The 23,952-nt window shown below is 63.7% G+C and carries 24 protein-coding genes; 9 read left to right on the forward strand and 15 right to left on the reverse strand.

What is annotated here, in order from left to right; translation table 11 throughout:
• Positions 1 to 56 precede the first annotated feature (56 nt).
• The 3 genes from HU729_RS06400 to HU729_RS06410 form a co-directional block, all read right to left on the reverse strand.
• On the reverse strand, positions 57 to 1,487 hold the full coding sequence (locus HU729_RS06400; RefSeq protein WP_186709166.1) for a hypothetical protein: 1,431 nt from the start codon (positions 1,485 to 1,487) through the stop codon (positions 57 to 59).
• Positions 1,474 to 3,372, reverse strand: coding sequence for a Hint domain-containing protein (locus tag HU729_RS06405; protein WP_186709168.1), 1,899 nt, complete (start codon positions 3,370 to 3,372; stop codon positions 1,474 to 1,476). The genes HU729_RS06400 and HU729_RS06405 overlap by 14 nt, the downstream gene beginning before the upstream one ends.
• Before the next feature lie 126 nt (positions 3,373 to 3,498).
• Positions 3,499 to 4,386, reverse strand: a complete 888-nt coding sequence (locus HU729_RS06410; RefSeq protein WP_186664613.1) for a LysR family transcriptional regulator — start codon at positions 4,384 to 4,386, stop codon at positions 3,499 to 3,501.
• A gap of 100 nt (positions 4,387 to 4,486) precedes the next feature.
• Between HU729_RS06410 and HU729_RS06415 the strand changes: the two genes are divergently transcribed.
• From HU729_RS06415 to HU729_RS06425, 3 genes are read left to right on the forward strand one after another with little or no spacing between them, the layout of a single operon-like run.
• A complete protein-coding gene (locus tag HU729_RS06415) occupies positions 4,487 to 5,779 on the forward strand; it encodes a citrate:proton symporter (protein ID WP_186709170.1) in 1,293 nt (430 codons plus the stop codon).
• Between the two features lie 2 nt (positions 5,780 to 5,781).
• Positions 5,782 to 7,128, forward strand: a complete 1,347-nt coding sequence (locus tag HU729_RS06420) for an acyclic terpene utilization AtuA family protein (protein WP_186709172.1) — start codon at positions 5,782 to 5,784, stop codon at positions 7,126 to 7,128.
• Positions 7,125 to 7,439 carry a hypothetical protein gene (locus tag HU729_RS06425; protein ID WP_186664616.1) on the forward strand — a complete coding sequence of 105 codons (315 nt, stop codon included), beginning with the start codon at positions 7,125 to 7,127 and terminating at the stop codon, positions 7,437 to 7,439. Before HU729_RS06420 ends, HU729_RS06425 begins: the two co-directional genes overlap by 4 nt.
• Before the next feature lie 104 nt (positions 7,440 to 7,543).
• Here HU729_RS06425 and HU729_RS06430 read toward each other — a convergent pair whose 3' ends face one another.
• The gene (locus HU729_RS06430) at positions 7,544 to 7,924 is read right to left on the reverse strand and encodes a RidA family protein (protein WP_186709174.1); all 381 of its coding nucleotides are present in this window, start codon (positions 7,922 to 7,924) and stop codon (positions 7,544 to 7,546) included.
• A 128-nt stretch (positions 7,925 to 8,052) separates the two neighbouring features.
• Between HU729_RS06430 and HU729_RS06435 the strand changes: the two genes are divergently transcribed.
• Positions 8,053 to 8,745, forward strand: a complete 693-nt coding sequence (locus HU729_RS06435; RefSeq protein ID WP_186664620.1) for a class I SAM-dependent methyltransferase — start codon at positions 8,053 to 8,055, stop codon at positions 8,743 to 8,745.
• A 3-nt stretch (positions 8,746 to 8,748) separates the two neighbouring features.
• Here HU729_RS06435 and HU729_RS06440 read toward each other — a convergent pair whose 3' ends face one another.
• Entirely contained in the window at positions 8,749 to 9,012 is a 264-nt protein-coding gene (locus HU729_RS06440) for a DUF2790 domain-containing protein (protein ID WP_186664621.1), read from the reverse strand.
• 116 nt (positions 9,013 to 9,128) lie between these two features.
• On the opposite strand from HU729_RS06440, the gene HU729_RS06445 reads away from it, so the two are divergent.
• On the forward strand, positions 9,129 to 10,061 hold the full coding sequence (locus HU729_RS06445) for a LysR family transcriptional regulator (RefSeq protein ID WP_186709175.1): 933 nt from the start codon (positions 9,129 to 9,131) through the stop codon (positions 10,059 to 10,061).
• A 3-nt stretch (positions 10,062 to 10,064) separates the two neighbouring features.
• On the opposite strand, the gene HU729_RS06450 is transcribed toward HU729_RS06445, so the two are convergent.
• From HU729_RS06450 to HU729_RS06490, 9 genes are all read right to left on the reverse strand, one after another.
• The gene (locus HU729_RS06450; protein ID WP_186709176.1) at positions 10,065 to 10,364 is read right to left on the reverse strand and encodes a hypothetical protein; all 300 of its coding nucleotides are present in this window, start codon (positions 10,362 to 10,364) and stop codon (positions 10,065 to 10,067) included.
• A gap of 129 nt (positions 10,365 to 10,493) precedes the next feature.
• Positions 10,494 to 11,798 carry an MFS transporter gene (locus HU729_RS06455; protein ID WP_186709177.1) on the reverse strand — a complete coding sequence of 435 codons (1,305 nt, stop codon included), beginning with the start codon at positions 11,796 to 11,798 and terminating at the stop codon, positions 10,494 to 10,496.
• Positions 11,799 to 12,120: 322 nt separating this feature from the next.
• A complete protein-coding gene (locus tag HU729_RS06460; RefSeq protein WP_186664627.1) occupies positions 12,121 to 12,348 on the reverse strand; it encodes a hypothetical protein in 228 nt (75 codons plus the stop codon).
• A 187-nt stretch (positions 12,349 to 12,535) separates the two neighbouring features.
• The gene (locus HU729_RS06465; RefSeq protein ID WP_186709178.1) at positions 12,536 to 13,867 is read right to left on the reverse strand and encodes an MFS transporter; all 1,332 of its coding nucleotides are present in this window, start codon (positions 13,865 to 13,867) and stop codon (positions 12,536 to 12,538) included.
• Between the two features lie 87 nt (positions 13,868 to 13,954).
• Positions 13,955 to 14,893 carry a hydroxymethylglutaryl-CoA lyase gene (locus tag HU729_RS06470; protein WP_186709179.1) on the reverse strand — a complete coding sequence of 313 codons (939 nt, stop codon included), beginning with the start codon at positions 14,891 to 14,893 and terminating at the stop codon, positions 13,955 to 13,957.
• Complete coding sequence (locus tag HU729_RS06475; RefSeq protein ID WP_186664630.1) at positions 14,890 to 16,083, reverse strand: CaiB/BaiF CoA-transferase family protein; 1,194 nt, start codon at positions 16,081 to 16,083, stop codon at positions 14,890 to 14,892. Before HU729_RS06475 ends, HU729_RS06470 begins: the two co-directional genes overlap by 4 nt.
• Before the next feature lie 118 nt (positions 16,084 to 16,201).
• Entirely contained in the window at positions 16,202 to 17,119 is a 918-nt protein-coding gene (locus HU729_RS06480; RefSeq protein ID WP_186709180.1) for a LysR family transcriptional regulator, read from the reverse strand.
• A gap of 12 nt (positions 17,120 to 17,131) precedes the next feature.
• A complete protein-coding gene (locus HU729_RS06485) occupies positions 17,132 to 17,914 on the reverse strand; it encodes a hypothetical protein (protein WP_186709185.1) in 783 nt (260 codons plus the stop codon).
• A 97-nt stretch (positions 17,915 to 18,011) separates the two neighbouring features.
• A complete protein-coding gene (locus HU729_RS06490) occupies positions 18,012 to 19,043 on the reverse strand; it encodes an NAD(P)-dependent alcohol dehydrogenase (RefSeq protein WP_186709186.1) in 1,032 nt (343 codons plus the stop codon).
• A gap of 135 nt (positions 19,044 to 19,178) precedes the next feature.
• Here HU729_RS06490 and HU729_RS06495 point away from each other — a divergent pair, with 135 nt between their 5' ends.
• On the forward strand, positions 19,179 to 19,403 hold the full coding sequence (locus HU729_RS06495) for a hypothetical protein (protein WP_186709187.1): 225 nt from the start codon (positions 19,179 to 19,181) through the stop codon (positions 19,401 to 19,403).
• A gap of 183 nt (positions 19,404 to 19,586) precedes the next feature.
• Here HU729_RS06495 and HU729_RS06500 read toward each other — a convergent pair whose 3' ends face one another.
• A complete protein-coding gene (locus tag HU729_RS06500) occupies positions 19,587 to 19,718 on the reverse strand; it encodes a TetR family transcriptional regulator C-terminal domain-containing protein (protein WP_186664640.1) in 132 nt (43 codons plus the stop codon).
• Between the two features lie 167 nt (positions 19,719 to 19,885).
• On the opposite strand from HU729_RS06500, the gene HU729_RS06505 reads away from it, so the two are divergent.
• The 3 genes from HU729_RS06505 to HU729_RS06515 all read left to right on the forward strand — a co-directional run bounded on the left by HU729_RS06505 (position 19,886) and on the right by HU729_RS06515 (position 23,908).
• A complete protein-coding gene (locus HU729_RS06505; protein WP_238348320.1) occupies positions 19,886 to 21,067 on the forward strand; it encodes a M20 aminoacylase family protein in 1,182 nt (393 codons plus the stop codon).
• A 76-nt stretch (positions 21,068 to 21,143) separates the two neighbouring features.
• Positions 21,144 to 22,454, forward strand: coding sequence for a citrate-proton symporter (locus HU729_RS06510; protein ID WP_186709188.1), 1,311 nt, complete (start codon positions 21,144 to 21,146; stop codon positions 22,452 to 22,454).
• Positions 22,451 to 23,908, forward strand: coding sequence for an amidase (locus HU729_RS06515; RefSeq protein WP_186709189.1), 1,458 nt, complete (start codon positions 22,451 to 22,453; stop codon positions 23,906 to 23,908). Before HU729_RS06510 ends, HU729_RS06515 begins: the two co-directional genes overlap by 4 nt.
• The last annotated feature ends 44 nt before the right edge of the window (positions 23,909 to 23,952 follow it).

Below are 23,952 nucleotides of genomic sequence, written 5' to 3' on the forward strand. Positions count from 1 at the left end.
TACTCGGCAGCGACGGGCCTGCTCTCCTTGACGCAGCCCCGTCATCCGCCCACGTGTCAGAGAGCCGGAGCAGTTTGCTCCGCTTGCCATTGCGTCCTGCTGGACGCTTTGCCACAGATAGGCGTCAGCTGTACGCTCAGCGATTGATCCAGGTTCGCATCAAACACTGGAATCATCATCTGGGCACTGCAGCCAGCGACCCGATCCTGACTGATGACATTACCTGCGCGAGTAATCGACACCCATGTGCCTTCAGGCGCTACTACCGATTCCGGAGGCGACCAGGTGACATCCACGACCCCTACTCTCGGTCGGAGCAAGGTAACCAATGGAGTCCCAGTAACCATCGGCACCCAATCGCCTTCCGTTCCTACCCCAGACCCAGGATAGGCAATGACCTGACACACCCACTTCTTGTCGGTCCTAAGCGGCGCTTTCAGCGACAAGCGCTCGTGGGTCCGGGGGGCATCGACGCGCGCAGAGGCGGCGACCATGGCGGTCTCTGGCGAAAACACCTGCACGATGTAGTGAGTGATCTCCAGACTGTTCGACATGTTCCAGGCCACATCGACGCCCTCGTTGTCCAACACCACTGAGGTGATGTCGGGCCTGTCTGCTACGACGCGCAAAGGCTTGGTGCTGATGCCTGCGCCTTTTGCAGTCAGGGCCGTGAGGGTAAAGCTGAACGCATCAAACTCCGGCAGTGGCGAGGACAGTGGCAAGTCGGCGAGCTCGTATCCCGCGGGCAGGGCCATGTCGTAATGCGTGCCGGTAAGCGCACTGTGCAGGCTCAGCTGGTATTGCACGATCTCTCTGGGGTCCAGGGAAAACCATGCGACTGCGATGCGGTTTCCACCACGATAGAGCGGGCTCTGCTCCAGATTCGGCGGGGTCATGCATGACGGGAAATGAATCAGCTCCGATCGAGCGCGGGTATTCTCGCGAACCACAGCCTCCACGCCGACTGTCCAGCCTTGGTCATTGCCCAGCCCCCCGCCCAGTTGCGAATTGCCCACGACAGCACTGGCGCTACCCGCTCCACTGATTGGAATGACGAATGTCGTACCGCTGATCGTCGATGACACGACGATCTCATAGCCCAGAAGAGCCTGGCTGGAAGGCTGCCAACCAACGCGCAGGGTCTCGCCATCGTATATCGCCGAGTGCAGGATCGGCTGGAGGGTTGGCAGGGGCAGTGGAGCGCTGCTCTCTGTTTCCCCACTCTCCCGCAAGGCGATCACGGTGACGCGATATTCACGTATCGCGCTCAGGGGTTCGGACAGAGGTAATACGCCAACGGTAGCTGCACCGTCTGGAATGAATTGGTGTTTCAACGGCGTCCAGCCGCCTGTGTCCTGATGACCCAATGTGATCACCCAACCTGCAGGCGTGTCCAATTCGAGAGGGCTCCATGCCACACGCAGGCAGTCTGTCTCGTAAACGGCCTGAACGATGGAGAGCCTGAGTGCATCGTTACCGCGTTGCATTGCCGACCTCCTGTGAAGTGCCGCTCACGTCAGAGGACTGCTGCGCCTTTTGTTTTTGCTGGTTGTCGTAATCAGCCAAGAACGCAGGATGGACGGTTGCTCGCAGTTGCGCAGGGCTGCGAAGTGGCGCTCTGCTTTTGAGATCTGCCAGCATATTTTGCGTAGCGAGGTTACCCGACAAAATGCCGTTGGCGTAATAACTGCCTTCGACGCCACCTTTGAATTGCAAGTTGTATACCGGGGTGGCCTGAGCCTCGACATAACCGACGAATGTCACCGTGATCGGAGGTCCGTCACCGGCCAACTTGTCGCCTACCTGGATTTCCCGTGCCTGCACCTCCATGTTTCTCACGGCACTCCCGATTTGAATCGCTCGCATGATGGGGTGGGTCGGTGTGACATGCAGGGTCTGGCCGGTAGTGCGTATCTCAAGCATGGAGCCATTTTCTGTACCCGTGGTTCTTTCACTGACCACGCGCACGCCATGCGGTGTCTTGACCTTGTCTCCCGAGACGATCTCTTCGATTTTTTTTGTCTCGCCCGACGCCAGGGTGATCAATGTGCCCCCTGCTACACAACCTTCCATGATGCGGAGTTGAGGGATGATCTCCCTGCCGGGGTTTCCTGCGGATCGCTTATCGCTGGTAAATACAAGCGTTACGTTTCGTGGCATGGGATCTTCTGGCGTTCCTGGAAGGTAGAGCATGTTGGTCATGTAGAAGTTGACGAGCGAGTCTTTATTGTTGGTCAGGCATGACGGGTTGCGCTTGAACTTTTCGGCCTCGTAATTGAAGCTCAGCTTTCCATTACCGTCAGATGTCCATTCGTCAGCAATACTTTCAGCTCTGGAGTGTACCCGACAGCCCCCACCGCTCGGGTTTACTAGATAGATCGCCGTTTCGCCAGTTACCGTAGATTCGGTTTTTCCTTCGGCGAGAGCGTAGCCAGAAACGGGAATCAGATAGTTAGCAGGCTTGTTCTGGCTTGCCCAATAATCGCACTCTTCACGGCTGTGGCGGTTCCAGCACATCTTGATGGGTGTATCGTTGTCAGGGAGTTTATTGCTGCAGACTTCCGTAGCGGCAGGAGCAGAAATGACGCATTTGCCATTGGCGTCTCTTGTACAAGGTCTGGGCTCTGTCATACAAGCGTCAACGATACCCGTTGAACTGACTGCCTTCATGACGAGCGTCGGCGGGAACTCGTCGTCACTGTCCTTGGGGATCATGTTGAAGAAAGCGACAGCGCGAACGGGAATCGTTGGATCCACCGAGGCACTCACGTTAACGCGTAGTTCAGGAAGGTTCGTCAGATCAGTGGCGTTTTTCGAGGCAATGAAATCACCCGTGAGGTCGTTATACATAATGAGCGTGACAGAGTTTCTCTCGCTGCCGTTCGCAACGGTCGAAATGGCTTCAGAGCTGTACGTGACCGCTGAACTAGTTGCAGTAGCATTGGAGCGCGAAAGCTCCGAGATGAATTGAAGGTCTTGCAAAGGAGCGTCGGCATCACTGGACGTCTCAGGGAAGACAACTGGTTTTACTGCGTCAGGCTTTGCGCCGGAAACAGCGAGCGCTTTCACCCGCTGTTTGTGCGCAGCTTCCAGGCGCCTGAACATTTCGGGCGCCTGTGCTTTTGTATGCCCTGTCAGGAGTTGTTGTGCCTTATAAAGTTGATAATGCTGGGGGTTGCCCCAGTCCAGCTGATACAGGACGCCAGGGGTAAGATCTTTAGTCAATTCCTGCCCCAATGTTTCTACTTTTTCCTGGGCGTTTATTGCGTTTACTTCATCAGTGGCCTCGGCGGCCCAGGCAGAAGGAAGCGCATAAAAGAATAAAAACAATGCAGCCAATAGATTAATTGAGGTCGACTCTCGACTTGTCATCGTCTTTGCTCCCTGGTGGGTTCGATCCCTTGAACGGCAACACACGACATCGCCCTCTCGGACAACATTGTTAAGATCCAACCTACTGGGATTACGCGCTCGCCGACAACTGGCAAAAATGATAGGTCATTTGTCTGTGCCTGACAGATCACCCAGGCAATCGATCAAGGCCGAAGTGGCTGGTGACAGGCTGCATTCTGTGCGGGTGATGATGCCGATTTCACGCTCCAGACCTCGCGCTTCCAAGGGCCTGCGCAGCAACCTGTGTGTACCGTCGTCCGCCGATTCCGGCAGCAGCGTAACCCCCAACCCATTGCGCACCAGCGCCAATACCGTCGACATGTAATTGGCTTCCATGGCGGCTTGCAACACCAGCCCGTGTGCGCGGAACACCTCCTCGATCTGCGCCCGCACACTGCTGTCGCGCCCGGTGAGGATCATCGGCAGGCCGTCCAGGGCTTGCAGATCGACGGGGCCCGTGGCCAGCGGGTGTCCGACAGGCACAAACAGGCATAACCGATCACTCAGTAACGGTGTGAAGTCCAGCCCGTGCCCGAACTGGCTGCGCACACCCACCCCGAAATCCACATCGCCTTCGCGCACGCGCTCGACAATGCGCTCGGCAACCAGGTCGCGCAGGCGCACTTCGACACCTGGATGCGACTGCCGGAACACCGCCAGCCGCTGCGCCAGCGCCCCGGCACACAACGAGGGCAGGGCAGCCACTGTGACCACCCCGCGGCGTACCGCCGCCAAGCCTTGGCTGGCGCTGACGATGTTGGACAGATCGAGCAGCAGCTTCTCCATCGCCGGCAACGCCTCGCGCCCTGCAGCAGTGAGGGTGACGTGCCGAGGGCTGCGTTCGAGCAGGGCAACGCCCAGCCAGCTTTCGAGTTGGCGGATCTGGACGGTCAGGGCCGAGGGCGACAAGTGCAGGTCGTTGGCGGCGCGAGCGAAGTTGCCGCGCTGGGCAACGGTGATGAAGGCGCGAATATGCTGCAGGGCATTCTTCATTTTGTTTTTTCGAATGTGCGTGGCTTTAAATTGCAATTTACACGCTACCGAACCTCTCCCGATACTCGGGACAACAACAAAAACAAGCCGGAGTAACCCCATGCTCGCCCTCTACGGCGTCATTACCATTCTGTCCTTGCTGATCGCGGTGATGAGCAAGCGCATCTCGCCCCTGGTCGCGCTGATTGCCTTTCCCATCGTGGCTGCCTTGCTCGCGGGTTTCGGCCTGCAGACCAGCGGTTTCATTCTCACTGGCATCAAGAATGTCGCCCCGGTGGTCGGCATGTTCATCTTCGCCATCCTGTTCTTCGGCGTGATGACCGATGCCGGCATGCTCGACCCGATCATCGACCGCATCCTGCGCGCCGTCGGCACCCGCCCCACCCGTATCGTCTGCGGCACCGCGTTGCTGGCGTTGCTGGTACACCTGGATGGGTCGGGTGCGGTGACATTCCTCGTCACGGTGCCCGCGATGCTGCCGCTGTATACGCGCCTGGGCATCGACCGACGGGTGCTGGCCTGCGTTGCGGCGATGGCGGCGGGGGTGAATTTCCTGCCCTGGACGGGACCTGTGCTGCGCTCGTCCGCGGCGCTGCACGTGCCGGTGGCTGACCTGTTCCAACCGCTGATTCCGGTACAGGTGGTGGGGCTGTTGTTCGTCTTCGGCTGCGCCTACTGGCTGGGCCGACGCGAAGAGAAACGCCTGGGGCTCATGGCCGGCGCCGATGCCGGCGCGGCACCGCAGCGTATCTTGAGCGCCGATGAACAAGCCCTGCGCCGTACGCACATGTTCTGGCCGAACCTGCTGCTCACCGTACTGGTGATGGCGGTGATGATCGCAGGCTGGGTCGACCCGGTAGTGATGTTCATGCTCGGCACGGTCGCCGCGCTTTGCCTGAATTATCCCCGTGTCGATCAGCAACGCGAACGCATCGATGCACACGCCAAGACCGCCCTGACCATGGCCAGCATCCTGCTTGCCGCCGGTGTGTTCACCGGCATCATGCAAGGCACCGGCATGCTCAAGGCCATGGCCGAGGTGGCGGTGCAACAGATTCCGCCGGGCCACGGGCGACTGATTCCCGCACTGGTGGGCTTCGTGTCGATGCCGCTCAGCTTGCTGTTCGACCCGGACTCGTTCTACTTCGGGGTCATGCCGGTGATTGCCGAGGTCGGCCGCTCGCTGGGCGTGGACCCGGTGCGGGTGGCCCAGGCGTCGCTGCTTGGCGTACATACCACCGGCTTCCCGGTCAGCCCGCTGACCCCAGCGACCTTCCTGCTGGTGGGGCTGTGCAAGCTCGACCTTGCCGATCACCAGCGTTTCACCCTGCCATTTCTGTTCGCCGCGTCGGTGCTGATGACCCTGACCGCGCTGGCACTTGGAGTCTTCTGAACATGAACACTTTGCGAATCGGCGCCGGCGCCGGCTATTCCGGCGATCGCCTGGAGCCTGCGGTGGAACTGGCCCGGGATGGGCAACTGGATTACCTGGTGTTCGAATGCCTGGCCGAACGCACCATCGCTCTGGCCCAGCAAGCCAGACTGGCCGACCCACAGGCCGGCTTCGATCCGTTGCTGACCGAGCGCATGCGGGCGGTGCTGCCCTATGTACGCGGCGGCGCGCGGCGTCTGCGTATCATCACCAACATGGGCGCAGCCAACCCGCGTGGCGCGGCGCGACAAGTGTCGGCCATCGCGGCTGAACTCGGGCTGCAGGGGCTGAAGGTCGCGGCAGTGGACGGTGACGATGTGCTCGACGTGCTGCGCCAGCACCCGGACTGGGCGCTGGACAACGGCCTGACGGTGGCCGGGCTGGGTGGGCGACTGGTGTCGGCCAACGCCTATCTGGGGGTCGAAGGGATCGTCCAGGCACTGGCCCTGGACGCCGATGTGGTGATTACCGGCCGTGTCGCCGACCCGTCGCTGTTCCTTGCACCGCAAGTGCATCACTTTGGCTGGCCTGACGACGATTGGTGTCGCCGTGGCCGAGGGACACTGACCGGGCATCTGCTTGAATGTGCGGGGCAGGTCAGTGGTGGCTACTTTGCCGATCCCGGCCTGAAGGATGTTGCCGACCTGGCGCGGCTTGGCTTCCCCTTCGCCGATATCGACATCGAAGGCCTGGCCACGCTCGCCAAGGTCGACGGCAGTGGGGGGCGCATCGATGTCGCGACCTGCACCGAACAACTGCTCTACGAGGTACACGATCCGCGTCGCTACCTGACGCCGGATGTCACGGCCGACTTCTCGGGCGTGCATCTGCACGCCTGCGGCAAGGATCAGGTACGCGTCAGTGGTGGCGAAGGCATGGCCCGCCCGCAACAACTCAAGGTTACCGTGGGCTATCGGGATGGCTGGATTGGCGAAGGACAGATTTCCTACGGCGGCCCGAATGCCGTGGCGCGGGCACGTCTGGCCGGACGGATCGTCGAAGAGCGCCTGGCGTTGACCGGCGTCGCCGTCGAAGAGCTGCGCTGCGAGCTGATGGGGGTCGATTCGCTGCACGCCAGCCATTTCGGCATGGGCGGCGAACCCTGGGAGGTACGCCTGCGGGTTGCGGCACGTTGCCTGAACCGCGAGGCGGCGCAAGCGGTCGCCAACGAGGTCGAGACGCTCTACACCAATGGCCCGGCTGGCGGTGGCGGGGCCACTCGCCAGGTCCGCGAGGTGTTGGCCGTCGCCAGCCTTTACCTACCGCGTGAGCTCGCGCAACCCCAAGTCCACCTGGAGCAATGCCCATGACCCGCCAACTGCACGAACTTGCCCACACCCGCACGGGGGACAAGGGCGACACCTCGAACATCTCGCTGATCGCGTATCGGGAGGAGGACTACCCGCTGCTTGAGCGCGAGCTGACAGCGGAACGAGTAGCGGCGTGGTTTGCCCATCTTCGCGATGAAAGCGCAGGGCCTGTCCGTCGCTATGACCTGCCGCAGCTCAAGGCGCTAAACTTCGTGCTGCCGGGGTTGTTGCGCGGTGGCGTGACCCGCTCGTTGGCGCTGGATGCCCATGGCAAGTGCCTGGGGGCCGCGTTGTTGGCGATGGACATCTAGGCGCTGCGGCATTCGCTGCCACAGATGGACTGGTCTCGGTGCTCAATGGGGGGCGGGTGGTTCGCAAAAAAAGCCTACACCCGCCCAAAAGCCGGTAGCTGATATCAGCCCTTGGCCGCCATCGCCGTCACTTCGACTTTCATCCCTTCGAACGCCAGCGAGGCCACGCCCACCGCCGCACGCACCGGCCAAGGCTTGGTGAAGAAGCGTTGGTACACCTCGTTGAATGCCGCACGATCAGCCATGTCGGTCAGGTAAATGGTCAGGTGCAGCACGCGGTCCATCGAGCTGCCGGCACGCTCCAGCGCATCCTTGAGCGCCTGCAGGGTGCACTCGCTCTGGGTGACGATATCGCCCAGCTCAAGTTCGCCATCGGCGCGAATCGGGACCTGTGTGGTGACCAGGATACCGTTGTACTCGGCGACATCGGAGGAGATGGACGCGGCGTCCGCATCGGGGGTGAAAGTGATACCTGTCTGGGCCATGAACGACTCTGCCTTGCTTCGGAAGGAAAAGCGCAAGCCTACGCGAGCCGCGGCCCCCGTCGCAAATGCATTGAAATGGCGCGCCCCGGCCTTCAGAATCGCGCCGATTCTCATGCAAGGGGTTGGCGTTGAACGAACAGACATTGTCGCAGCGGCTGGAACGCGTGGCGGCTCATATCCCGCCGGGGGCGCGCCTGGCCGATATCGGTTCCGACCACGGCTTCCTGCCGGTGGTCCTGGTATTGCGCGGCGCCATCGAGGCCGCAGTGGCCGGCGAGGCAGCGGCAGGGCCTTGCGAGTCAGCCCGGCGCAACGTACACCGCAATGGGCTGGACGCGCGCATCAGCGTGCGCCTGGCCAACGGTCTGGCTGCCATCGAAAGCGACGATCGCATCGACACCATCAGCCTTTCGGGCATGGGCGGGGAAACCATCGTCGAGATCCTCGAGGCAGGCAAGGCGCGATTGCAGGATGGGCAACGCCTGGTGCTGCAACCCAACGGCGGCGAGCAACCGCTGCGCCAGTGGTTGATGGACAACGGCTATCGGATTGTCAGCGAAGAAGTGTTGCGGGAAAACCGCTTCGACTACGAGATCATCGTCGCCGAACAGGCCGGCTCGGTGCGCTACAGCCCGCAGGAGCTGTTGTTCGGCCCCTTGCTGATGCGCGAGAAAAGCTCGGCGTTCATCAACAAGTGGCAGCGCATGCGACGCCAGCGCCAGCAGGCATTGGCCAACTTCGAACGGGCCAGGGAAGTCCCCCAGGACAAGGCTCGGGCCTTTGCGATGCACATCGACTGGATCGACCAATTGCTGGCCTGAGGCTCATTGCTGCGAGCAGTCGCCCATTTCACTGTAAGCGACCTTGTGTGTCTGGCCCTGGTGGTCGACATAGACCATGTGCGCAGTGCCGACCTGGCAGTCGGCAGCGTTACTGGCCGGGGTGATCGACACCACCTTGGCGATATCCAGCGGCATACCGTATTCGTAAACCTGGCCCTCGGCAGACGGCGAGCGAGGCTGCTCGGCGAAGGCAGCCATGGGGAGCAGGGCGCTACACAGCGCAAGTACGGCGATCGAGCGTTTCATGATGAACTCCAGATGAGGTTTCCCTCATGATCCATTCATTGGTGTTTCACAATAAATGGGCTAGACCGTGATAGATTCATGCCTTCAAGGTATGAATCACGCTGGAGCGTCACGTCATGGACATGCTGCACGCAATGCGCACTTTCGCCCGGGTAGTGGAATGCGGCAGCTTCGCCGCAGCCGCCAATGCGCTGGACATTTCGGCGGCGCAGGTGTCGCGGATCGTCGCCGAACTGGAAAATCAGTTGCAGACTCGCCTGCTGCATCGCACCACCCGGCGGCTGCGCATGAGCGAGGCGGGGGAGCGGTTTCTCGAGCGCTCACGCCAGATCATGCTGCTGACCGAAGAGGCTTTTGACGAAGCACGCGGCGCCCACCTCACACCCCGTGGACGGCTGCGCGTGCATTGCAGCCATGGCCTGGGCCTTCTGATGATGCCGTTGGTAGCCCGCTACAACGCCTCATGCCGTGAAGTGGTGATGGAGCTTACCCTGTCCCAGCGCAACCCCGACCTGCTCGCCGAGGGTCATGACGTGGTCATTGCCATCGGCCAGGGCCTGCCAGATTCGCAACTGATCGCCATCCCGCTGGGCAGCATCTACAGCGTGCTGTGTGCATCCCCCGACTACCTGGCCCGCCACGGCGTCCCCAAGCGCCCTGAAGACCTGCACGAGCATGTCTGCCTGCGCACTGTCGATCCCCTGTTCGAGGAGGACTGGCCCTTCGGTGACGCGCCCGACAGCTGCGTGATCTCGCCCCAGGACACCTTTCTCACCAATGTGGCCGATGCGATGGTCAAGGCGACCGAGCTTGGCATGGGGATTGGCCTGTTGCCGTATTACTCGGCCAGCCAGGCCTTGGAGGACGGCCGCCTTTGCCGGCTGCTGGCCCCGTATCGGTTGCGGCAACGGGAGATCTACGCGATCTACCCGTCGCGGCACTATCTCGATGCCAAGGTGCGTACCTGGCTGGACTTTCTCAAGGAGCAGTTGCCGGTGCTGTTCCAGGCGCACGAACGGCTGGTGGATGACCCACGCTACTGGCGCTAGACCTTACTGGCTATCCTGATCCTCGGCAGTGCCACCGGACGCCCCGGCGCCACTGCCGGTAGCTTCGCCAGTGCTGCTCGAGCCACCAGTGCTGCCGTCGGCTGCGTCGGCGTTGCTGCCGGTGTCACTGCTGTCGTTACCCTTGCTGCCGCCAGGGCTGTTGACGCTGCTGCCGTCTCCGGCGGTCTGGCCCTGCGTGGCGGGTGCCTTGTGATCGGTATGGTTGGTGTCGGACGCGGCGAAGCTGGCACTGGAAGCCAGCCCCAGGGCGAGGAAGAAAAACAGCGGGCGCATGGGAACCATGGTAAATCTCCTACGAGGATGATCGTCCTTCGTTCGGCTGCGCGCAGGGAAGCTGAGTGCCCGGTGTGCGACGGGCGGTCGTGGGGATGCGGCGCAGCCCCACGCGGGCACTTCGATCAGGCACTTCGATCAGGCAGGCTCGGAGCGTGTGAGCGGAGCGCTTTCACCCGTGACGGCATCGACGATCGGCGGATGATCCTGCGCGGCATGGATCAGTTCTTCGGTCATGCGCAGCTCGGCGCCGGTCGGCGAGAAGGTCGCGGTGGGCGCGAAGGGGGCCGGATGTTGTGGGGCGGGGCGCTTGCCACGTCGCCAGACGAAGAAGCTGACCATGGCCAGGTTGATCACGGCGAAGGCCCAGAACAGTCCGGCCTCGCCATAGGAGGTCATCACCGGCGAGATCGCCAGCGGGCTCATCGCCGAGCCCAGCGAGTTGATCAGCAGCAGGCCCTGGATCATCGGCACCAGCGCATCCATCGGCGCGCGGTCGGCGGCGTGGCTGACCGCCACCGGATACACCGCGAACACACCACCACCCAGCAGAAACAATGCGGCTGGCAGCCAGGCCGAGGTCGGGGGCAACAGCAGGATGACCAGCGACAGCACGACGCACAGCGTGCCCAGGGCGATCAACACATCCTGGCGATCCTTGCGGTCGGACCAGCGCCCGACCGGGTACTGCAGCAGCATCGCGCCCAGGATCACCCAGGCCATCATGCGCCCGACTTCACCCACATCCAGGCCGATACGCTGCAGATACAACGGCAGCAGGGCATACACCGCAGCAATCGCCACACCCGAACCGAAACAGCCCACCAGGCCGCTTGGCGTCACGCCCAGCAATTGCCGTGGCTTGAGCGGCTCGACCTGCTCCAGCAGCGGCGACACCCGCGGCAGGATCACGATCGGCAGTACCGACAGTGCCGCCAGCATGCCCGCAACGGTGAACGGTGCACCGGTCCCCAGGCTCACCAGCTCGCCGAGCATTGCCTGACCCAGCACGCCCGCGCCGTACAGCGCGATCATGTACAGGGCCAGCAGGCGCCCACGAATCTTCGCGTCGCCGGCCAGCAGCAGCCAGCTTTCGATCACCAGGAATACGCCGACCGTTGCCCAGCCGTTGAGCAGGCGCAGGGCGAACCAGCCCCAGGTGTCGACGAACAGGCCTTGCAACAGAATGGTCGCGGCAATCAGCGAGGCGAAACTGCTGTAGGCACGGATGTGGCCGATGCGCAGGATCAACCGGTCGTTGAAGATGGCACCGAGGGTGAGGCCGATGAAGAAGCCTGACGAGACGATACCGATCATGGTTGCCGATTCGCCGGCTTCGCCAAGGCGCAGGGTGGTCAGGGAATACAGCAGGCCATTGCCCAGGGCAATGATGAAAAGCCCGAGCAGGGGTGCCAGCGCCATCGCCAGCAAACGCGGAGACATACGTACCTCAAGTGATCGATCAGCGAATGAGCCTCTTCGACCACGCGCGTCTGACCAGACCTCGAAGGGCCGGGGCTGCACGTAAGTGCCAGGGCGGGGATGCAACCAGGGCAAGACTCAACCGCAGACTCGGAGCGCGAGATCGGGCGGGGTCGGTTGAGCCTGTTGCACATGCGCGATGTGGCTGAGGCACGGACGTTGTCATTGCTGCCGGTAGCCACCGTACGAGGCGACTGGGCGAAAAGGGCGCGGCATTCTACGCCCGCGCCTCATCACTTGCCAAAGCCCTGGTGGTGCGACAGGAGGCCGCACCCTCTGCTGATCAGGACGAAGGTTTGGCTGCTGCGTCCTGGCCGCTGTTGCTGTTGACCTGGGCGTCTTGTTGGGCGGCCTTGGCGGCTTCGCGCTTGGCCACCATGGCTTTGCTCTGCTGCTGTTGCAGGGCCCAGCGGGCATGGTGTTCCTGCAGGCGATCGGCGCCGCCTTCGGCGAAGGCGGAGGTTACGGCGGTGGCGGCCAGCAGGGCCAGGGCATAGCGCAGGGATTTCATGGTTTGTCTCTCCATCGTAGTTTGATTCTTTCCGGGCCTTGCAAGAGAGGCCGATGGAAAGAGGATGGAGGGCCAGGATTTTCTCAGGATTAACAACAATCAGATGTTTGACCGTTGGTCGCCTTGCTTTTGCTGCTTCTTCGGTTGCCGGGCACGCGATGGCCGCGGGCCTGGCAAACGAATGCCCTCAGTTTTTCGGCAAGTCCCGCGTACGCAGTTTTTCCGGCAGGGCAAACAGCAACAGCACAGCAGTCACCAGGCTCGTGGCTGCGATCAGGTAAAGCGCTGGCGTGGTGCTGCCCGACAGATCGCGGATACGCCCGACCAGTACCGGGCTGACGATCCCACCCAATTGCCCCAGTGTGTTGATCAGCGCGATGCCACCGGCAGCCCCGGCGCCTGCGCCGGCCAGCAACTTCGGCGGCAGCGCCCAGAAGCTCGGGATGGCCGCCACTACACCCGCGCCCAGCAGACCAAGGGAGACGATCAACAAGGGCGTGTGGTCATCGAACAGCCCAGCGCACAGGAACCCTATGGCGCCAAGACTGATCAACCCGGCGGTAAACCAACGCCGCTCGCCGGTCGCATCCGACCACCGGCCGCACACCACCATGGTGATTGCCCCGCAGATATAGGGCACTGCCGTCAGCAGGCCAATCATCGATGGGTTTTCCGTGCCTGCACTGCGGATCAGCTGAGGTGCCCAGAAATTCAGGCCGTAGGAGGCGATCTGAATCAGGAAGTAGATCAATCCGAGCATCAGAAAACCAGGAATGCGGATCGCTTGCAGCAACGAACCCTGCCCATGGGCGGCCTGCGCCGGCTCGATGCGTGAGCGCAGCAACTGTTTTTCCCCGTCGCTGAGCCAGCCGGCGTCTTCGATGCGGTCCTTGAGCTGGGTCAGCACCAGCAACCCAAGCAGCACACAGGGCAGGCCGCCAAGCAGGAACAGCCAGTGCCAGCCGCGCATCTGCATGACGCCGTCAAGATGACCGAGTACCAGGCCCGAGAACGGCGCACCGAACAGCCCGGCGAAGGCCGATGCCAGGAACAGCAGCGAAGTGATGCGGCCACGGAAATGCTGCGGGAACCACAGCGTCAGGTAGTACAGCACGCCGGGGGCGAAACCGGCTTCCATGGCGCCGATGATGAAGCGCAGGGCGTAGAACTGCCATTCGCTGGTGACGAACACCATGGCAGCGGTGGCCAGGCCCCACGAAATCATGATCCGTGCGATCCAGCGACGGGCGCCGACCTTGTACAGCATCAGGTTGCTCGGCACCTCGAACAGCACGTAGCCGACCACGAACAGGCTCGCCCCCAGGCCGTAGGCGGTGTCGCTGAAACCAAGGTCGGTCTGCAGCTGGAACTTGGCGAAACTGATGTTGATGCGGTCGAAGAAGGCGAACAGGTAACACACCATGATCAACGGCATGAGGCGCCAGGCAACCTTGCGGACCAGGGCTGTTTCGCTGTCGGCGCCATCGGTGGCACCCAGCGGCAGGGCGGAAAGACTCATTGATGTTCTCCAGTCGGGCCGCCCTGTGGGCGGCCTTGTTGTTCTTGTTGTCTGGCGGGGCCGCGGCCCCTTGGTTGTGACGAAGAGTCAGCCGGGCAGACCGGCCGGCAGCGGGTGCAGGTCGCAATTGCGTCCTGCCTTGACCAGTTGCCCCGGCACCTCGTGGCCGAGCAACGCAGGCAGGGTGCGCGACATCTTCAGCAGGCCGTCGAGGTCGATGCTGGTAGGGATGCCCATCTCGATGCACAGGTTGACCAGGTCCTCGCTGCAGATGTTGCCCGATGCCCCCGGCGCGAACGGGCAGCCGCCCAGCCCGCCGAGCGCGGCATCGAAGCGCCGCGCGCCGGCCTCGTAGCCCGCCAGCACATTGCACAGGCCCAAGCCACGGGTGTTGTGAAAGTGCAACGTGAGCATCGACGCCGACAGGCGCTCAAGGCTGCGCCGCACCAGACGCGCGACCTGACGCGGATTGGCCATGCCGGTGGTATCGGCCAGGGTCACGCCTTGTACCCCCAGCTCCAGGTAGGCGTCGAGCAGGCGCAGCACCAGGTCTTCCTCGACGCGACCTTCGAACGGGCAGCCAAACGCGGTGGCGACACTGGCGTTGAGGCTGACCGCCTGACCTTGCACGGCCTGGACGATATCGCCAAAGCCCGCCAGCGACTGTTCGCGGCGCATGCGCATGTTGGCCAGGTTGTGCGACTGACTGGCCGACAGCACCAGGTTCAGCTCGTCGGCCCCAGCAGCCATTGCCCGTTCTGCGCCTTTGAGATTGGGGATCAAGGCGACATAGACCACACCCGGCTGACGCTGGATGCCACGGAACACCTCGTCACCATCGCGCAACGCTGGGATGGCCTTGGGCGAAACGAACGAGCCTGCTTCGATGCGGCTGAATCCGAGCTTGGACAAGCCATCGATCAGGCGGATCTTGTCTTCGGTCGGCACCCAGGTCGGTTCGATCTGAAGGCCGTCACGCGGGGCAACTTCCTGCACCACCAGCCTGTCTGTGTGGTTATCGGTCATTGCACCACCCCCTTGGCCCGCAGGCCGATGACTTCATCGGGGCTCAAGCCCAGCCCGGCCAGCAGTGCATCGGTGTGCTCGCCCAGCGCCGGGCCTTGCCAGTCGACACGGCCAGGCGTGGCCGACAGCTTCGGCACGATACCCGGCATGCGCACCGGGGTGCCGTCGGGCAACTGGCTGTCCAGCAGCATGTCGCGGGCCTGGTAGTGCGGGTCGTTGACGATGTCGGCAACCGAATAGATGCGCCCGGCCGGGACCTCGGCGGCTTCCAGCGTGGCCAGTACCTGGTCGATCGGGTGGCGGCGGGTCCAGCCCTCGATGGCGTCGTCGAGCTGAGCCGATTGCGCGGCGCGACCATCGTTATGGGCAAACGCCTCGGCCTCGCCCAGGTCTGGTCGGCCGATGGCCTGCATCAGGCGGCGGAAGATCGGGTCGCTGTTGCCGGCGATCACCACGAACGCGCCGTCGGCGGTGCGGTAGGTGTTCGACGGCGCGATGCCGGGCAGGGCACCACCGCTGCGTTCACGCACATGCCCCAGCAGGTCGTACTCCGGCACCAGGCTTTCCATTAGGTTGAACACGCTTTCCACCAGCGATACATCGACCACCTGGCCGACACCGCCATTGGCACGTACATTGAACAGCGAGAGCAAGGCGCCCATCACCGCGTGCAGCGACGCCAGCGAGTCGCCCAGGCTGACGCCTGCCCGCGCCGGTGCCGAGCCCTGTTCACCCGTGGTGTAGCGAATACCGCCCATGGCCTCGCCGATTGCACCGAAGCCAGGCCGGTCGCGATATGGGCCGCTCTGGCCATAGCCGGAGATACGCACCAGGGTCAGGCGTGGATTGAGCGCGTGCAGCACATCCCAGCCAAGGCCGAGCTTTTCCAGCGCGCCGGGGCGCAGGTTCTCGATCAGCACGTCGGTGTCGGCCAGCAGGCGCTTGACGATGGAAAGGCCTTCAGCGGCCTTCAGGTCGAGGGCCAGCGACTTCTTGTTGCGTGACTGCAGGTACCACCACAGTGAGGTGCCGTCGTGCAGCTTTCGCCACTTGCGAAGCGGGTCGCCCTGGCCCAGGGCTTCGATCTTGATGACTTCGGCACCGAACTCACCGAGCAGGCGAGCGGCGAAGGGGGCGGCGATCAGCGTGCCTATTTCCAGGACCCTGATGCCTTGTAGCGGGGCAGGCATGGTGCGTACCTCTTTGTTCTTGGACTTTGAGGCAGAGGCTACGACTGGGGCCGGGAACGCACCAATCCTGTGTCGGCAACAACCGTTCGCCAAATGCGAAGGGTAGGGGCGACACCCCTCAGCCGCCCGGCTCAGCCGCGCGCAAATGCTCGAACAGCAAGCGGCTCACCGGCGACAGCGACTCAAGGTCCCGCGCCACCAGCAGCAGCTCACGCTCGGCCCATTCGTCGCTCAACGCCACCGCACGCAACCCCAGCGCACCGCCAAACAACTCGAAGGCCTTGCGCGGCAGGATCCCCACACCCATGTCAGCCTGCACCATGCGGCACACCGCATCGAAGCTGGGTACATGAATACGCAGGCGCAAAACCCGCCCGGCGCGGCGAGCGGCCTCGTGGGTACGCATGTTGATGGAGCTCGCCGAGTGCAGGCCGACAAAGTCGTTGTCCAGGGTTTCGGCGAAGTCCACCTGCGCCTGGTGCGCCAACGGATGCCCTTCACGCACCACCAGCACCAACTGGTCGCGTCTGTAGCGCACCTTGAGCAGGTCGCGGGTGTCGCTGTCGCTGGAGCAGATACCCAGGTCCGCCACGCCATCGAGCAACCCCTGGATCACGCCATTGCTGGGGCGCTCCTCCAGGTCGACCTTGATCCGTTCGTGTTCTGCGGCGAACAGCGCCAGGTCTTCAGGCAGAAACTGGATGATCGCCGACAGGTTGGCGAGCATGCGCACGTAGCCGCGCACTCCCTGCAAGTGCTCGCCCAGTTCCAGGCCGATCTTCTCCAGGTTGAACAGCATGCGCCGGGCGTGGTGCAGCAGGGTTTCCCCGGCCGGGGTCAGGCTCATGCCTCGGGCCTGGCGGGCGAACAGTGGCGAGCCGAGCGCTGCTTCCAGCTCGTTGAGGCGCTTGCTTGCCGCCGACAATGCGATCGCTTCGCGCGCGGCGGCACGGGTCAGGCTACCTTCCTCGTGGATGGCGACGAACAACTGCAAGGTCACCAGGTCAAGACGACGGATGAGGTTGTTCAATTGCATGGCCAGACGCCCTTACTTGCCCGTTGATGCCGTGCGCGAGCGCAGCACAGTCGCCAACCCCACGGTCAGCACCACCGCCAGCCCCACGGCGAGCAGGAAGGTCAGAGCGATACCCAGGTGCGGCAGCAGCGCGCCGAGGCTCAGGTAGAAGGCAATCACCCCGACGGCACCGATGGCGTTGCCGCGGATCATCCCGGCCATGGAGAAACGCCCACCCTGGACATGGGAGAACACCACCAGTGGCCAGGCGATCACCGGAATCGGCGCGAGCATGCCGCTGACGGCAGGCCCCAGCCAGCTCGCCGCGCCTGTGGTGAGCATCAGCAGACTAGTTGCAGCGACCATGCGCATGGGGATTTCCCACCAGCGCGGCCTGATCTGCGCAAGCTGCGCCGGGCGTGGCTCGCGGGCCGTGGCCCAGACCAGCAGCACCACCAGGCACAGGGCGACAACGATCGAAACCGGCAGATTGCCCCAATGGGTCAGTACATAGGCTGCCACGCCGTACAGCGCGAGCGACACCAATGCCGTGAGCGCCACGCCAAGCCTGCGGCTGGCGAACAGGTAGCAGGCATAGCTGGCCTGGACCGCTGCCAGCCCGCCGAGTGCGCCCGGTATGGCGTTCAGGGAGAAGGCGGTGCCTTGTTCCAAGCACAGGAAGATCATGACCAGCGCCGAGGTGATCGGCATGCCGGAGAGCAAGCCGCCGAGCAGCCCTCCCCAGCGCCGCGAGGCCAGGGAGACAGCCCACATCAGAAGGGGAGTGACAACGAGCTTGAGGTAGAAGAGCGTCATGACGGCAAGCGGTCCGTTTGTTCTTGTCTGGCCGCAGGGCTGAGCCTGCGGCCGCGACATTGTCGATCATCCTCTGCGTCAATGACACCGCTTTGTTTCAGCGACTGGCGTCGAGCACTACCCGGTAGCGCGCCTTGCCGCTGCGCAGATGGTCGATCGCCGCGTTGACCTGGCTCATCGCGAACTGTTCGACCTGGGGCACGATCTGGTGGCGTGCACAGAACTCGAGCATTTTCGCCATCGCCGCCGGGGAACCGACCGGCGAGGCAGACAGGCTCTTCTGCTGGAGCATGAGGTTGAACACGTGCACCGGGATAGCCCCGGGTACCACACCGACGAAGTTCACCCGACCTCGGGTACCGAGGGTGCCGATCATGGCGGTCCAGTCCAGGTCGGCATTGGCAGTCACCAGGAGGAAATCGAGGGTGCCAGCAATGGCTTTGAGCGCCTGGCTGTCGGTGGAGGCCACCACCTTGTGCGCACCCAGGCGCCGGGCTTCATCCTGCTTGCTCAAGGATGAGGTGAACGCGGTCACCTCGCAGCCCCATGCATTGAGAAACTTCAGCGCCAGGTGCCCCAGCCCGCCGATGCCGACCACCCCGACGCGATCGGTGGGTTTGACGCCGAATGACAGCAGTGGGTTGAACACCGTCGAACCGGCACAGAACAGGGGACCGACAAGGGCAGGGTCGAGGCCGTCCGGCAGCGGGATGGCCCACGCCCAGTGCGCTCGCAGGCGGTCGGCGAAACCGCCGTTGCTGCCGATGATCGTCGGTCGGGCCGAACCACACAGGTTGTGCGAGCCCTCCATGCACGGCGCGCAGTGCATGCAACTGCCTTTGTACCAACCGATCCCGACCCGCTGGCCAACCTGCAGCCCGGTCACCCGATCGCCGACCTGCTCGATGCGCCCGACCACCTCGTGGCCAGGAATGAACGGGTACTGGGTCAGCCCCCACTCGTTGTCGATCATCGACTGGTCGGAATGGCAGACGCCGCAGTACTCGACAGCGACTTGTACCTCGTCAGCGGCCAGCGGGCCGGGATCATAGCTGTGCCGCTGCAGCGGCGCTCCCGGCGCGGTGGCGGCCCAGCCGCTGAATGACGTGGTTTGGGTGGGATTGCTCATGGGACACCTCCAGAGACTTGGCGAGTGTTACGAAGCCTGGGAAGTGTAGACCGCCCCTGATGCCGCGAGAGTGGCTATGAGCTACTATCGGCCCCCATCGCCTTCGTGCCCCATGCCCCGCCCAGGAGAGTAGCCATGTCACGGGACCTGACAGACAACGAGCAACTGAAACGGATCTGCGAGGATCTGCTGGCAAACGTCGCCTCGACACAAGGCAATCAGCAATGGGTCGACAACGTGCTAAGCGGGATGAACGACATCGCGAACATGAGCCGCGAGGCGTTCATCGACCCTGCGTTTCAGCTCAGCCTGTGGGAGAGCGAGGCGGTCACTACGACTGGGTCGGGCAGCGTGAAATGAACGTACTGCAGGGTGGTTCGCTATAGATTATTGGTTATAACGATTCGCCGACTGCGGGTTGCCACAGTGGCGTCTTCGGGTTCAAAGGCGCTTCTATTCCGGCAGGCTGGCAAACGCTTCCGAGCACCATGCGCGTGAGCATCTGCACCAGTGCCTGCCCCTTGGCATCTTCCACCGGCCAGTTCACTTGCCCAGCTGCGGCACGGTGGCAAAGCGCACGTGGGCCAGGATCGTCGACCAGATGAACAGCAGCAGGTGCTCCGGTGCAGTGCGTTCGATCAGCCCTTGATCCATCCAGCCCTGCAGGCACCTCATGGCCGCTTTCAGCCAGGCTGCAGGTTGGGTTCCACAGGGCGGAACCACATTCGATTGTCGGCGTCGCGCCGTCGGGTTTATCTGACAGCACGTGCGGCCTGCCTCTCGTGCCGCAATCCCCGAGCGAATAACAAAAGCGGGACTGCAACCCGCGCGAGGAGATGCCGATGAACCCATCCAAGCACCCGCACATCCTGGCCTGGCTCGCCGACGTTGCCGGCGAACTTCATGCACTGCGCCAGGATATCCACGCCCACCCGGAACTGGGCTTCGAGGAAAACCGCACCTCGGCACTGGTCGCCCAGGCCCTGCGCGAGTGGGGTTACGAGGTCCACACCGGGATCGGCCGCACCGGCGTGGTCGCTGTGCTGCGCAACGGCAGCAGCACGCGCCGCCTGGGGCTGCGCGCCGACATGGATGCGTTGCCGATCGTCGAGGCCACGGGCGCGGCCTACAGCAGCCGACACCCAGGCTGCATGCATGCCTGCGGACACGACGGACATACCGTGATGCTGCTCGGCGCTGCTCGCTACCTGGCGGCGACCCGGCGCTTCGACGGCACCCTGACACTGATCTTTCAGCCGGCCGAGGAGGGGCAGGGCGGGGCCGAGGCGATGCTCGCCGATGGCCTGCTGGAGCGTTTCCCCTGTGATGCGCTGTTCGGCATGCACAATATGCCGGGGCTGGCCGCCGGGCACCTGGGCTTTCGCGAAGGACCGATGATGGCTTCCCAGGACCTGCTGACCGTCATCCTGGAGGGCGTCGGTGGTCATGGTTCGATGCCGCACCTGACAGTCGACCCGTTGGTTGCTGCCGCCAGTGTGGTGATGGCGCTGCAGACCGTGGTGGCGCGCAATATCGATGCCCAGGAGGCGGCAGTGGTTACCGTCGGTGCGCTGCAGGCTGGCGAGGCGGCCAATGTCATTCCACAGCAGGCCCTGTTGCGCTTGAGCCTGCGTGCGCTCGACGCCGAGGTCAGGCGCCTGACCCTGGAGCGCGTACAGGCGATCATCCGCGCCCAGGCCAAGAGCTTTGGCTGCAGCGTGAGCATCGAACACCGCCCGGCTTATCCGGTGCTGATCAACCATGCCGCCGAAAACGCCTTCGCCCGCCAGGTCGGCATCGAGCTGCTCGGGGAGGCCGCCGTCGATGGCAATACCCGCAAGCTGATGGGCAGCGAGGACTTCGCCTGGATGCTGCAACGCTGCCCCGGCGCCTACCTGTTCATCGGCAACGGCGTGGATCGGCCGATGGTGCACAACCCCGCCTACGACTTCAACGACGACATCCTGCTGACCGGGGCCGCCTATTGGAGCGCGCTCACCGAGCGTTGGCTCGCCCCGGCCTGAGCGCTTCTTCATTGACTGCCGCTGGAGCCCGCATTCCTGCGGGCGTTCCTCACATCTGGTTTCTGGAGAATTTCCCATGCACGCTACGAATGCAGGCGCATCGCGCACCCGGCAAGTGGTCGCCGCCGTCATCGGCAATGCGCTGGAATGGTATGACTTCATCGTGTACGGCTTTCTGGCCAGCATCGTCGCTCGTCAGTTCTTTCCCTCCGACGATGACTACGCCTCGCTGCTGATGGCCCTGGCGACCTTCGGCGTTGGATTCTTCATGCGCCCGGTGGGCGGCGTGTTGCTGGGTATCTACGCCGACCGCAAAGGGCGCAAGGCGGCCATGCAACTGATCATTCGCCTGATGACCCTGTCCATCGCGATGATCGCCTTCGCCCCCAACTACCTGGCCATCGGCATGGGCGCGCCCTTGCTGATCGTGGTCGCGCGCATGCTGCAGGGCTTCGCCACGGGCGGTGAATATGCCAGTGCCACGGCATTTCTGGTGGAGAGCGCGCCGGCGCACCGCAAGGGGCTGTACGGCTCCTGGCAACTGGTCGGGCAATGCCTGGCGGTTTTCACCGGGGCGTCGATGGTCGCGCTGGTCACCCACCTGTGTTCAGCCGAGGCGCTGGACGCCTGGGGCTGGCGGATTCCTTTCGTGTTCGGCTTGCTGATCGGCCCGGTGGGGCTGTGGATTCGCAAGCATATGCAGGAGCCCGAGGAGTTTCTCGAGGCGCGCAAACAAGCCAAGGACCAGGCCCCAAGCCTGTGGCAGGTGCTGCGTACGCATCGCCGGGCGCTGTTGGTGTCCATGGGCCTGGCCAGCGGCGCGACCGTTTCCTTCTATGTGGTGCTGGTGAACATGCCGACTTTCGCCCACAAGAGTCTGGGGCTGCCACTGGACCAGGTGCTGCTGGTGCAGATGCTCGCGGTGGGCCTGATGACGGTGGTGATTCCGTTCTCCGGCGCGCTGTCCGACCGTATCGGCCGCAGGCCGGTGCTGATGGCCTTCACCCTGGGCTTTTTCCTGATGGTCTACCCGCTGCACCTGTGGGTCGCCGCAGCACCGTCGGTCGAGCGCCTGCTGGTGATGCAACTGGCGCTGTGCAGCATGATCGGTGGTTTCTATGGGCCGGCACCCACGGCGCTGGCCGAGCAGTTCCCCATCGCAGTCCGCTCAACGGGGGTGTCGGTGGCGTATAACGTGGCAGTGATGCTGTTCGGCGGCTTCGCGCCGCTGATCGTCACCTGGCTGACCAAGGTCTTGAACACGCCCGTGGCGCCGTCGTTCTACGTGCTGTTCGCCTGCGTGCTGACACTGCTGGGCACCTATTGTCTGAAAGACGCCGTGCGGCTACGCGCGCCTGCCGTCCTCGAACTTGGAGTAAAACCGTGAAACCGCTAGATCTCGACCCTGTCGTCGCGCTGGATGCCAGCGACCTGTCCCGGGCGATCCATGCTCGCCAGGTGTCCTGCCGCGAGGTGATGCAGGCCTACCTTGCGCACATCGAGCGGGTCAATCCGCAGGTCAACGCCCTGGTGTCGCTGCGTCCGGCACAGCAACTGCTCAGGGAGGCCGACGCACGCGACCGCGAGCTCGACCGCGGCCAGTCCCGCGGCTGGATGCATGGCATGCCCCAGGCCATCAAGGACCTGGCCGCCACGGCTGACCTTCGTACCACCTTGGGCTCGCCGCTGTTCGCCGAGCAGGTGCCGCAGCAGGACGCCATCAGCGTGGCGCGGGTTCGGCACAACGGCGCGATCATCCTCGGCAAGAGCAACGTGCCGGAATTCGGCCTCGGCTCGCAGACCTACAACACGCTGTTCGGCACCACCACCAACGCCTACGACCCCAGCCGGGTAGCCGGCGGCAGCAGCGGCGGGGCCGCTGCGGCACTGGCCATGCGCCTGCTGCCCGTGGCCGATGGCAGCGACATGATGGGCTCGTTGCGCAACCCGGCGGCGTTCAACAATGTGTTTGGCCTGCGCCCGTCCCAGGGCCGCGTGCCGCACGGTCCGGCGCCGGAGATGTTCGTCCAGCAACTCGCCACCGAGGGCCCGATGGGGCGCAGCGTCACCGACCTGGCCCGGCTGCTGTCGGTACAAGCGGGCTTCGATGCGCGGGTGCCGCTGTCCATCAACGATGGCATGCAGGATTTCGCTGCGGACCTGCGACAGGACTTCACCGATGTGCGGGTCGGCTGGTTGGGCGACTACAACGGTTACCTGCCCATGGACGATGGCGTGCTGAGCCTGTGCGAAACCGCATTGAGCGACTTCGAGAACCTGGGGTGCAAGGTCGAGGCCTGTCAGCCGGACTACCCGCTGGAGCGCCTCTGGCAATGCTGGCTGACCCATCGCCACTTTCTGGTGCACGGCAACCTCGCAGCGGCCTACGCCGACCCGAGTCGGCGCGCATTGCTCAAGCCGGAGGCGCAGTGGGAGGTCGAGGGCGGCCTGCAACTGAGCGCCGCTGCACTTTACCAGGCGTCGCTGGCGCGCAGCGACTGGTACCGGGCGATGGCAGGGCTGTTCGAGCGTTACGACTTTCTGCTGTTGCCCTCGGCCCAGGTGTTTCCTTTCGACGCACAGCAACCTTGGCCGCAGGTCGTTGGCGGGCGGGCGATGGACACCTATCACCGCTGGATGGAGGTGGTGATCGGCCCGACCCTGGCCGGGTTGCCGAGCATCAGCGTTCCGGTCGGTTTCAATGCACAGGGCCTGCCGATGGGGATGCAGATCATCGGCCCGGCCCAGGCCGATCAGGCGGTGCTGCGCCTGGCCTATGCCCACGAGCAACTGACCCGCTGGGTCGAGCGCTACCCGCCGCCGAGCCTGCTGGCGCGCTGAAGCCCTTGCAGGCGCATATCTTGCTGGGCAATGTGACGATCCTG

Origin of the sequence: Pseudomonas sp. RW10S2, assembly GCF_014268985.1 — a bacterium.
Lineage (GTDB): Bacteria > Pseudomonadota > Gammaproteobacteria > Pseudomonadales > Pseudomonadaceae > Aquipseudomonas > Aquipseudomonas wayambapalatensis.

Bases quoted from the DNA above. Each gene is read 5' to 3' on its own strand.
- HU729_RS06400 (WP_186709166.1), bottom strand. From the start codon at position 1,487: ATGCAACGCGGTAACGATGCACTCAGGCTCTCCATCGTTCAGGCCGTT.
- HU729_RS06405 (WP_186709168.1), bottom strand. From the start codon at position 3,372: ATGACAAGTCGAGAGTCGACCTCAATTAATCTATTGGCTGCATTGTTT.
- HU729_RS06410 (WP_186664613.1), bottom strand. From the start codon at position 4,386: ATGAAGAATGCCCTGCAGCATATTCGCGCCTTCATCACCGTTGCCCAG.
- HU729_RS06415 (WP_186709170.1), top strand. From the start codon at position 4,487: ATGCTCGCCCTCTACGGCGTCATTACCATTCTGTCCTTGCTGATCGCG.
- HU729_RS06420 (WP_186709172.1), top strand. From the start codon at position 5,782: ATGAACACTTTGCGAATCGGCGCCGGCGCCGGCTATTCCGGCGATCGC.
- HU729_RS06425 (WP_186664616.1), top strand. From the start codon at position 7,125: ATGACCCGCCAACTGCACGAACTTGCCCACACCCGCACGGGGGACAAG.
- HU729_RS06430 (WP_186709174.1), bottom strand. From the start codon at position 7,924: ATGGCCCAGACAGGTATCACTTTCACCCCCGATGCGGACGCCGCGTCC.
- HU729_RS06440 (WP_186664621.1), bottom strand. From the start codon at position 9,012: ATGAAACGCTCGATCGCCGTACTTGCGCTGTGTAGCGCCCTGCTCCCC.
- HU729_RS06445 (WP_186709175.1), top strand. From the start codon at position 9,129: ATGGACATGCTGCACGCAATGCGCACTTTCGCCCGGGTAGTGGAATGC.
- HU729_RS06450 (WP_186709176.1), bottom strand. From the start codon at position 10,364: ATGGTTCCCATGCGCCCGCTGTTTTTCTTCCTCGCCCTGGGGCTGGCT.
- HU729_RS06455 (WP_186709177.1), bottom strand. From the start codon at position 11,798: ATGTCTCCGCGTTTGCTGGCGATGGCGCTGGCACCCCTGCTCGGGCTT.
- HU729_RS06460 (WP_186664627.1), bottom strand. From the start codon at position 12,348: ATGAAATCCCTGCGCTATGCCCTGGCCCTGCTGGCCGCCACCGCCGTA.
- HU729_RS06465 (WP_186709178.1), bottom strand. From the start codon at position 13,867: ATGAGTCTTTCCGCCCTGCCGCTGGGTGCCACCGATGGCGCCGACAGC.
- HU729_RS06470 (WP_186709179.1), bottom strand. From the start codon at position 14,893: ATGACCGATAACCACACAGACAGGCTGGTGGTGCAGGAAGTTGCCCCG.
- HU729_RS06475 (WP_186664630.1), bottom strand. From the start codon at position 16,083: ATGCCTGCCCCGCTACAAGGCATCAGGGTCCTGGAAATAGGCACGCTG.
- HU729_RS06480 (WP_186709180.1), bottom strand. From the start codon at position 17,119: ATGCAATTGAACAACCTCATCCGTCGTCTTGACCTGGTGACCTTGCAG.
- HU729_RS06485 (WP_186709185.1), bottom strand. From the start codon at position 17,914: ATGACGCTCTTCTACCTCAAGCTCGTTGTCACTCCCCTTCTGATGTGG.
- HU729_RS06490 (WP_186709186.1), bottom strand. From the start codon at position 19,043: ATGAGCAATCCCACCCAAACCACGTCATTCAGCGGCTGGGCCGCCACC.
- HU729_RS06495 (WP_186709187.1), top strand. From the start codon at position 19,179: ATGTCACGGGACCTGACAGACAACGAGCAACTGAAACGGATCTGCGAG.
- HU729_RS06500 (WP_186664640.1), bottom strand. From the start codon at position 19,718: ATGAGGTGCCTGCAGGGCTGGATGGATCAAGGGCTGATCGAACGCACT.
- HU729_RS06505 (WP_238348320.1), top strand. From the start codon at position 19,886: ATGAACCCATCCAAGCACCCGCACATCCTGGCCTGGCTCGCCGACGTT.
- HU729_RS06510 (WP_186709188.1), top strand. From the start codon at position 21,144: ATGCACGCTACGAATGCAGGCGCATCGCGCACCCGGCAAGTGGTCGCC.